Here is a 315-nt window from a genome sequence, read left to right as displayed (position 1 = left end):
AGGGCGAGAAACGTCAGTTCGTGCGGCATGTGCGGCCCTGGTGGGAAAGCCACCACCACCGTTCGCCGCCGTTGAGTGCCGAGTTGGTGGCGCGGTTGCATGGGGAAGGGCGGCTGCGGATCCGGGCGGCTTCGTACAAGGGGCTGGTGCCTTCGCAAGGTGAGGTGACGATCCGCCTGCGTCATCGTGGAGAGCAGGATGTGGTGCAGGTGTCGGGGGCAGCGCTGATCAACTCCAGCGGGATTGAATATGACTGGCGGCGCGTGGCCCGGCCGTTGCCCAGGCAGTTGCTCAAGCGCGGGCTGATTCAGCCCG

At 66.3% G+C, this 315-nt stretch carries 1 pseudogene; it reads left to right on the top strand.

The features are described from left to right. Positions 1–315 (top strand): annotated as a pseudogene (locus HX846_RS38620) (pyridine nucleotide-disulfide oxidoreductase); the annotation flags it as partial.

Origin of the sequence: Pseudomonas sp. K5002, assembly GCF_013386655.1 — a bacterium.
Taxonomy (GTDB): Bacteria; Pseudomonadota; Gammaproteobacteria; order Pseudomonadales; family Pseudomonadaceae; genus Aquipseudomonas.
Note: the sequence above shows the minus strand (reverse complement) of the source record. Positions and strands in the feature narration are given on the sequence as shown.